Below are 9,639 nucleotides of genomic sequence, written 5' to 3'. Positions count from 1 at the left end.
TAAAAACATTAGCCACAAGGGTGAGATGTAGCATTTCTTCGACAGCAACCTGGCGGATAATATGAAAAGCCTCTAAATTCGTTCCGGGTTTGAGCGAGTAAAGTGCGGTAATGTAAGGCGGAATGGTTGCGTGTTCTAGCTTCATCGCTTCTTTGAGATAGTAACGCAACTCATCGACTGTTGTAATCAGTGTTAAAGCGTCTGTAGTCATAATCGGTTTTCTCGCAATGTGTTCTCGATTTTGTGTAAAGGACTCTCTGAGTTGAAAACCTTACGCTTTCAAATCTTTTAGCATTTGTTCGGCTGCCATAAAACTTAATGCGGCAATAGTGACCGTGGTATTAGAAGTACCAATCGTTGGCATACTTCCTGCCCCTAATAAGTAGAGATTTTCATGATCCCAAGAACGCAAAGACTTATCAATCACTGAATTATATTTCGTGGTTCCCATGATATGAGTCCCTGAGAAGTGGTTCCCTCCTCGGTAGAAATACCCTTCCCCTTCAAACTCAAAATAGGCCGGGTCTGAGTGATCGTAGTGGGTATAATCTTCCGCTCCTAGACGCTGGAAGATCAAACGAGAGAGTTTCCGGGTGTAAGCTAAGGTTCTGAGGCTGTAGTCAGGAAGGTTGAAGTTAATGACAGGACGGTAATTACCCAGTCTATCTTTATACTTCGGATCGATGGTAACTCGGTTATTCGGATCGGGGGGCAACTCGCACATGAACGCTAACAGCAGTTGTCGTGAAATCCGACTCACTAAGGTTTGGCGTAGTTCTTCGCCGTATTTGTTTTTCTTGTCAACGGCATCCTCGACTTCAGAATAAGGTGATCCGGTGGCCCATCCCCAACCATCATTGTGAATATCCACAGCAAAGGCAGATTGTTTGTAGCGAAAATTGCCATTGCGAAAGGTTCCAATTCCTGATGTCACCAACGGCCCCCGCATCGTACCTGTCACTTCTGGCATCAAAGCCCAAGCTAACATGAAGGGGTGATCCATCAAATGACGACCCATCAGTCCACTGGTACTCGGCAATTCAGAAGCCAGCATCAGCCGAGCGTTTTCGACGGCATTCGCAGCTAAGACAAATAATTTCCCCTGGGCGACTCCTGTGGTGTATTCAGAAGACTCGGTGGTTTTATAGTGCTTATAGTGAATGGCACTGACACGACCATTGGCCGGATCAATTTTGACGCGATCAGCAACGGCTTGAGACAGGATATGAACCCGACCGGTTTGTAACGCTTTCGTTAAGGTTCTGCGGGCATCATATTTGGCTTGCACCGGACAGATCGGAACACAGTTAGCGTTTCCTTGGCAACGTTCCCCATACTGAACCGGGTTGGTCGCGGCAACGCCATCGGGAGTAAATAGGTTCCCTTGATCATATTTAGGATTGGGTATACCATTGCGACCTTGAGGAAACGTCGCGAAGTTTAATTCTAAGGTCTCGCCATAGAGTTCAACTTTGGTTCCACTGACTTTCTCAATCACTTTTTGATCTAAGTAAGAAGGAGGAAGTTTTTCCATGGGAAAAACATAACCGTCTTCAAATTTAAGACCGAGTTTTTCTTGTTCTTCTCGATCGCCACAAACCCCAATCTCGTGTTCAGCTTTACGATAGTAGGGCATTAAATCTTCATAGCTAATGGGCCAGTCTAAACCATGCCCATACTTAGTGTGTAACTGAAAATCATCTGGTAACATTCGGGGGGTTTTGGCTTCCCAGTGCATGGTTGTACCACCTGGAACCCTTGTATAAGAACCCCCCAGGGTCATCGGCCCTCGTTCTACAAAATAGTCATTATCCTTAGTCGGACTAGGAGCATTATGGTTCTCACCATAGGGAGAGTTGGGGTGTTTTTCTACCTCTTTGTAGAAAGCATCTACATAACTTTGAAAACCTGCTAAGGTTAAATCTTTACTTTTTCCGGCTTCTAGGATTAAAACCGTTTTTCCTTGTTGACTTAATTCTTTAGCGACAATCGCCCCAGCCACCCCTGCTCCAACGATAACGGCATCATACGTGGTTTCAGAGACAGTCTGGCAATCAACAGTGGTTATAAATGTCTGGGTTTGACTCATTGGTTATTCCTTCAAGGTGAATCTTGGGCATGAACCTAATGGCAAGATCTCCTAATTTTTAATTCAGAGGAGTTTTGCTTCAGTTTCCGAATCAAGTTTCTAATGACTTGTGATCAGGTTAACGGCTGTTGTGCAGCATAACGCGGGTTGGTCTTTCCTCAGTTAAGCTGTTCCCTGCACTCACAAAAAATAAGCCAGCAACCAGTAGGGAGATGCTCAACCCAAACGAGCAAAACTCTCTACCGATGGGCTAATTTACTTGGCTAGTTTTGGGCAATTGTTGCTTATAGCAACAGCGAATATTTACATCGGCTGCACCATTGGAATTTGGATTAGTTCGTGTGAGCAATCCAAATTATTTATATTTTTTCCATTGAAGGAAGTTTCAGGATTACAGCTAACCCAAAATCAGTGTTTCATCGCAGTTTAGCCGCAGACCTTTGCCCAGAGTCATTATGACTTTGCAATATTAAACGAAGTTACCATCTTTAAACCGATGGAATACCAAGGCTTTACCTTCAAGTAATCCAGATCGGTATAAATTACCAGTGAATGCTCCTGATTTCGTCAGCTAAGTTTCCTTACATGGGTAAAACTAGCGGGGTTGTGATCTTGGAGTGTGTTATTGACCATTACTGATAATGGAAATAATTAGCTATTGCAAACATTAACCAATTTATCAAAACTCTGCCATGGTGTCTTTACAGAAAAGTATGGAGTTGACTGAAAAAAGTATGGTTTAATACCAGATGTAGGAAGATTATTCTTCAAGAGTTAAAACCAGAGCGAAATTAAAGATATGGAATTTGAGCAGGCCTTGGAGGTTGTTAGTCTTGCTCTCAATAGAGAAATTGCTAGACCTCTAACGGAGGTTGAAGTTGCCCTTGTGTTCGGTGCCTGGAACAAGTTGACTTACAATGACCTTGCAGCCCGATCGGGTTATTCAACCAACTATTTACAACGAGATATTGGCCCTAAATTTTGGAAACTTCTCAGTGATCGATTAGGACGCCAAGTTAACAAAACCAATCTCCGCAGCATTCTCAGCCAAATTCCCCCTCCTATTGCCGATCTCCCAATCCCCAAACCCAGTGCAACGGACTGGGGTGAAGCGATTGATGTTTCTAGCTTCCAGGGTCGAGTAGCAGAAATTGAAAAACTCACCCATTGGATCATTGAAGATCGCTGCCGACTGATTGCACTGGTCGGAATGGGGGGGATGGGCAAAAGTGCTTTAGCGACGAAAGTGGCTCAACTTTTACAAGGACAATTTCAATTTGTTTTATGGCGATCGCTCCGTCACCGTCCCTCCTTAGAAACATTGTTGTTTGATCTGGTCTTTTTCCTGTCCAATCAGCAAGATGTCGAAGCCAAACCGGAACGGTTGCTGTATTGGCTGCAAACTCATCGCTGTTTAGTGATTTTGGATAATCAAGATACTTTATTACAGTCTGGAGATTGCGCAGGATACTACCAATCTGATTTTGCCCACTACAGCGACTTGTTTCGATTGTTGGGAGAATCTCTTCATCAAAGTTGCATTTTACTGACCAGTCGTGAAAAATCAGCCGAAGTCGGGCGATTGGAAGATTTTAATGGATGGGTGCGATCGCTGTCTGTAAAAGGTTCCCTGGAAGCATCATGGGCTTTGATGGACTCCTGGCAACTGACAGGAACCCATACAGAAAAACATCAACTGTGTGAATTTTATCGTTACAATCCATTGGTTTTGAAAATGGTGGCTGCCTCGATTCAGAATTTATTTGATGGACAGATTTCCAGTTTTTTAAAAGCAGAAACTCTGGTATTTAATGGTATCCGTCGCTTCTTAGATCAGCAATTTGAGCGATTGTCACCTGTAGAACAAACGATTATGTATTGGTTGGCAATTCATCAAGAATGGACAACGATCACCGAACTGCAAATGGATATTGTACCTGCTGTTTCACGGGCTTGTTTGTTGGAATCCTTGGAATCTTTAACCTGGCGTAGCTTGATTGAGCAAAGATCGGGGAAATATACCCAACAGCCTTTTGTTATGGAATATGTCACCGATTGTTTAGTTCAACAACTGGTGACTGAACTTTTAACGGTGCAGTTATCCGGTTTAAATCGCTACGCATTATTTAAAACAATGATATTGGATAATATTCCTGAATCTCAAATTCGATTGATTGTACAGCCATTAATGAAACAACTCAAACACTCATTGCCAACCTCCCAAATGCTAGAGCAACATTTTCAATTAATTTTTTCAGCTTTGCGTTGTACCCCAGTTGCTACGGGCGGTTATGGTATTTATAATTTCATTAACCTCTGCCAATATCTGCAACTTGATCTGACTCAATTTGATTTTTCGGCTTTCAATATCAGTTGTCGTTGAGTTTTAACTAAAGTGCGATCGCCTCTGATTAATTGATATTCAGCATTCCAAGTTCCTGGGGTAAAGGGTTGTTGAGGATTATTTCTTTTACCCACATAAGCCATCCAAGTTTTACTGGATTCATTCACAAAAGTTTCATTATTAACCACTTTATTTCCTTGGGGATCATCAAGATTAAAAATCATTTTATCGCCCGTTAATACCCCATAAACCTGCACCCAAAATAATAAAGCTGGACTATTTTCCGGTAAAATAGTTTCATTAAATTTCCCTTGCCATAATTCATCCATTGTGGGAGGTTGGGTGGAAAATCCCGCCCGAATTAACCCGGTCGGAATATAAGCTAAGGGTTTTTCCCAAATCGGGTGACGAGTGACATTACATCCGGCGGTTGCTCCTGGGCCAACAAAGGGATCAATCACCTGTCCGTTATAGCGCAGGGTCAGATGAACATGAGGAAAGGAAGCTAACCCAGAAGCACCCACCAATCCTAACACGGTTCCTTTTTCCACCTGATCCCCAGGTTTAACTTGAATACTTCCCTGTCGCAAATGACAATATTGAGTTTCCCACCCGGTACCCTGGGGAATAGAACCATGATCAATGACAACGCCATTGCCACATTCTGTCCCTGTTACAGCCGTTTTATCTGCTTCATTGGCGACTCGTTGATCGACAACTCCATCCCGAACTCGTAATACCGTTCCCGCCTGGGAAGCGATGACCGGAACGCCTCTGGCCATAGCTTGTTCGTCAGGAATGGCAAAATCCGTTCCTTGATGGTCATCATAGGTTTGTCGTCCACAGCCAAAATCAACGGCATTGGGACTGGGATCTCGATCGGGATATAACAAAATAAAGCAATCTTGACCCAATTGACAATCAATGGGTTGACCAAAACGTGGGGTTTGGGGGGTTTGGGTGATCAGTTGTTGGGTCATCCCTGTCGCTAGGGTTTGAGCCTGTTGCAGAGAAGATTCAGCCGTCTGGGTGACTTCAGGACTCCAACAACTGACTAATACTATTAACCCCAAACTCAGGAAGAATGCAGCCCCGTATTTTCTAGCGTTTGAAATCCTCATGGGGTTCACCGGAACACAATATCCGATTGTAAGGTTAAATTCAGGTCTTCACTCGGATGAACCACCACAACATCAACTTTCCGACGACCGACAAAGACTCCGGTAATGGCCCCCAGTCCCGCACCGCCTAACACTTCTTCGGTGGCGATCGCATTATCTCCAACAACGGCACCAATGGCAGCAGCAGCGGCGGCACCAATGGCGGCTCCACCCAAAATCGAACCGGCTGAAGCTCCTTTGCGAATGGTTTCTGTGCGAGTCACCACTTGAGAACTTGCATCTAAGCGGAACCTTTGACTGGTACTAATAATCACTTCATTAGCAACAAATTGAGAACCTCCAGAAGCAGGTTTTAATTGTCCAACAATTTCGGCACCTGCGGGAATCCAAACCCGTCCTTGGCTGGTCACAACATCCTGTGCTACCGTGATGGTCAAGGGTACGGTTTCATTCGGCATGACAACAATTTTCTCGGCTTCCGGGTATTCTACTGAAATCACGGTTCCTGCTAAAATTCTATCCCGTTGTAAGGTATTGGGAAAGGATTGAGCCGTTGCTGGAATGGGTGAAAGTAGGGGAACAGCCACCGATGTTGTTAAACCGAATGCGAGGAAAACAGACAATCCTGAACGGTAAAAAGTAGAACTTAACATAGACAAAAATATCCTGATTTTGGATTGAAATTAAGTTTGACGTTGATAGCAGGAGCCCGGAAAATTGTTTTTTAATTTCCTAACTTATATTGTGCCTGCTCTATATCCTATAGTCGATGGAATTGTTGTATTGTTCCTTGTGTCATCGAGTTTGACTAAAGAAACCAAGCTTGTCAAGATGTATACTTTTCTTCGACCGTTAATTCTTGTTATGTCGTTACATCACAAAACCTGATAATATCATAAATTTCCTAGATAGAGGTAAGGGGTAGAACCTATCTTCTCTCTTTGAGATGATTAGATAATAATTTAAGTCATTCCACTAGATGCTTAAAACAGGGTGTTATTTCATGACTGTTACAAAAAGTTAGGATTTTTTTTCAGATTAGTGAAATCTATAATGACGCAAAGACTCAGGATCGCTACTTGGAATTTGGAGCATCCAAAACCAAAAAGCCCGAAAAAGACACCAGCAGTATTAGATCAAATCCAAACTATAAATGCTGATGTTTGGATCTTGACGGAGACCAATAATCTTGCTGTTGATTTATCACAAAAGGGCTACTTCAAGTTCTCATCAATTGAATATCAAGATAAAAGATTGGAGCAAAATGCTTACACCACAATCTGGTCAAGAATACAGGCTCCTACTGAAATGCTCAAAACATTTGATCCAATCCTCGCTGTCTGTATCAAAGTCAATTTACAAGGTTACAACCTGTTAATTTATGGCACAATTATCACCTGGCATGGTGATCGCGGAATAGATGGAAAATCAAAAAACTGGGAAGAACATTACCAATCAATTGAACAACATGGAAACGATTGGGAGCATCTGGCGAAAACTTATCCTGATTGCAAAGTCATAACTGCCGGAGATTTCAACCAAGCAAGAGATGGTTCACGTTGGTATGGAACTCAAAAAGGAATTGCTTTATTAACGCATGAGCTAAAACGTAACAATCTCGTTTGTTTAACTGATGAAGTTAAGCCCAAAGAACGACATAATATTGACCATATTTGTGTCACTTATGAATTGCAACCCTATTGCCAAGTTGGCTTTTGGGAAAATATTTCCGATAGCAATGTAACCATGAGCGATCATAACGGTGTTTTTGTTGATGTGGAATTGCAAGCATAACGCAAGTAAACAACATTAATTACACGAATTGAACTAGACCATTACACATTAAGGTTAGGACATTTTTAAATTCTACAACCCGTTGCCTATTCCTCTCGTGCCTAGCACCATACTAATCCAATTCCTGTTGTAATACATTAGCGATCGCTTGTTTTGTTCCTTCACTAAATTCTCGAACATTAACCCGATTTAATAATAAAATTGCCAGGAGCATACCGATCGCTTGTAGGGTAAAAACCGTTCCATAGGCTAAGACGGGAACTTGAAAGATGGCGCGTCCTAAATCTAAAACAGCACCCCCTAAAATTGTTGCTAATCCTCGTGCAATGGATTGCGCTAAACCCCAAGCTCCAATAAAGGTTCCGGCTGTTTCTGCTAAAGTTAAATCTAACATTAAATTAATGGCTCCGGCTGTTAAAATACCTGAACTTAAACCAAAGCCTAATAAGGCAGCTTTTAAAAATCCAGGGTTAGCAGTAAACCCAGCCATGATGAAGAATATTAAACAAATTGAAACCCCGATACACCCAATTTTAACAGTATTTTTTTTCCCAATTCGGGGAACTATTAAAAATCCAGTTGACGCGATCCCAATTAAAGTTCCGGTTCCAAAAAACGCATTTAATTGAGTCGTTTCAGACACACACATTCCAAAAACCTCACCTCCATAGGGTTCTAAAACGGCATCCTGCATAAATAAGCTAATTGTCATGAGTAATAAAAAGCTAAAAAATAGACCGGTTTGGGGACTGGCGGTTAAAATTTTCAGGGCACGATTTAAGGTAATTTGATCTTCTCGTTCGACAACAGTGGAGCGAAATTTGTAACGAGAAAACCGCCGTTCAACGCCGAAGGTTGCTAGAATTGATAAGGTAATAACGAGTAATGGAACAATGATAAATAACAAGGTTACAGAAGCTTGTAATTGAGGTAAACTGGTTGGAGATGCTACGGGATTTTTGGTTAAAAGATCAGCCCCACACAATTCAGGACGATGGAGAATTTTAGAGCTAATAATTGCCCCAATTACGATTCCAACCATTAGCATTGACCAAACAATACTAATTAATTTTGAACGGTTTTCCTCATCAGAAACATCAAATAATAGAGCGGTAAAGGGAGTAGAACTCGCGCTTAAAGCTAAACCATATCCAGCAAAAATTAAAGCTAATAAACCTGCCCATAAATAAGCAATTCCATTAAATCCGTTGACTTGAATACTAGCGCCTAATTGCCAAACGACTTGCATAGCTAAAAATGCAGCACTGGTAAATAAAATTAACCCAATCCATACATAACTACTGCGATGATATCCCCATAACGGTTTAGCATCGGACATTTGACCAAACCAGATTCTAGCAGGGGAGACAAATTGGTGCATCGCGATCGCTCCGGCTGCAATTAAAGCCGGAACTTTTAACTCATCAATCATGATTCGGTTAATCACACCCAGGGTTAGTAAAGACATAATTCCTAACCCCATTTGATACAGACCTAACCGAAACATGGTCAATAGAGGAATTGGCGGTAACGGTTTACCTTCTAATGGATTAGGCGTTGGGAATTGTTCTGAAGAATTATCAATGGTCATGAGCCGTGATTTGATACAGCAAGAGGAAAAAACAACTCATTTTTGATCAATTTTATTAAAAATTAGGCTGAGTTGCATTTTCTGATTATAATAGAAGAGCTACTTAATTTCAAGTCAAGCAAAACCCCAACAAGTTTTTATCAAAAATGACAAAAACTTGATCAAAATTGATCGATATTAAAGCGAAAAAACTCATTTTTTAGAAGTAGGAAACCCTCAAGATCCATCGGTTTTATTTCTTCATGGATCTAGCTTTAAAGCTGAGACTTGGCAAGAAATTGGAACTTTAGAATTTATTTTTCAAAATCAATATCATGGAATTGCTGTAGATCTCCCTGGATATGGCAAATCTGCATCCTTTAGCGGAAATCGAGTTGAATTTTTACAAAGACCTCGCACAAAGCCCACGCACTTTAGTCGTGGGATGTAGTGCGGCCCCTAAAGGGGGTGTGAGGGTTTTAATGTAATTCCTAAGAACTTCAGTTATTGATCATCCTTCTGATTCAGCATAGCTTTTGAGACGTTCATATTCTTTCTCATTGATGTTAAACTGAATTTTCTTTTCCCTTGACATATCAAGAGTGAAGACTCTACTCTAATAGTAGAGCAAGGATGTTCCTCGCTGATTAGGTCGGATGTTCCGACCTCCTTAAAAAAACAAGTTGCCAATGGCGAGAAAAAGGCAACCACTGTGATTATC

Annotated in this window: 7 protein-coding genes; 2 read left to right on the top strand and 5 right to left on the bottom strand. The window is 41.7% G+C overall.

What is annotated here, in order from left to right; genetic code table 11:
• Positions 1–211, bottom strand: a 211-nt coding sequence (locus ACKPEB_RS11760) for a ferritin-like domain-containing protein (RefSeq protein WP_408965087.1), incomplete at its 3' end; no start/stop codon positions are given.
• Positions 212–271: 60 nt separating this feature from the next.
• On the bottom strand, positions 272–2,089 hold the full coding sequence (locus ACKPEB_RS11755; RefSeq protein ID WP_408965086.1) for a GMC family oxidoreductase: 1,818 nt from the start codon (positions 2,087–2,089) through the stop codon (positions 272–274).
• Positions 2,090–2,888: 799 nt separating this feature from the next.
• On the opposite strand from ACKPEB_RS11755, the gene ACKPEB_RS11750 reads away from it, so the two are divergent.
• Entirely contained in the window at positions 2,889–4,472 is a 1,584-nt protein-coding gene (locus ACKPEB_RS11750; protein WP_408965085.1) for an NACHT domain-containing protein, read from the top strand.
• On the opposite strand, the gene ACKPEB_RS11745 is transcribed toward ACKPEB_RS11750, so the two are convergent.
• Together ACKPEB_RS11745 and ACKPEB_RS11740 are read right to left on the bottom strand one after the other, a co-directional pair.
• Complete coding sequence (locus ACKPEB_RS11745) at positions 4,433–5,554, bottom strand: M23 family metallopeptidase (protein WP_408965084.1); 1,122 nt, start codon at positions 5,552–5,554, stop codon at positions 4,433–4,435. The two genes, ACKPEB_RS11750 and ACKPEB_RS11745, sit on opposite strands and share 40 nt — an antisense overlap.
• 5 nt (positions 5,555–5,559) lie before the next feature.
• Positions 5,560–6,207: a hypothetical protein gene (locus ACKPEB_RS11740; RefSeq protein WP_408965083.1), complete on the bottom strand. Its 648-nt coding sequence runs from the start codon at positions 6,205–6,207 to the stop codon at positions 5,560–5,562.
• A gap of 400 nt (positions 6,208–6,607) precedes the next feature.
• Between ACKPEB_RS11740 and ACKPEB_RS11735 the strand changes: the two genes are divergently transcribed.
• Positions 6,608–7,348, top strand: coding sequence for an endonuclease/exonuclease/phosphatase family protein (locus ACKPEB_RS11735; RefSeq protein WP_408965082.1), 741 nt, complete (start codon positions 6,608–6,610; stop codon positions 7,346–7,348).
• 112 nt (positions 7,349–7,460) lie between these two features.
• Here ACKPEB_RS11735 and ACKPEB_RS11730 read toward each other — a convergent pair whose 3' ends face one another.
• The gene (locus ACKPEB_RS11730; RefSeq protein ID WP_408965081.1) at positions 7,461–8,939 is read right to left on the bottom strand and encodes a BCD family MFS transporter; all 1,479 of its coding nucleotides are present in this window, start codon (positions 8,937–8,939) and stop codon (positions 7,461–7,463) included.
• Positions 8,940–9,639: the final 700 nt, after the last annotated feature.

The sequence above is a fragment of the Planktothrix sp. genome, from assembly GCF_046067725.1.
In the GTDB taxonomy this organism is placed as follows: Bacteria; Cyanobacteriota; Cyanobacteriia; order Cyanobacteriales; family Microcoleaceae; genus Planktothrix.
This window is presented reverse-complemented; position numbering and strand designations above follow the sequence as displayed.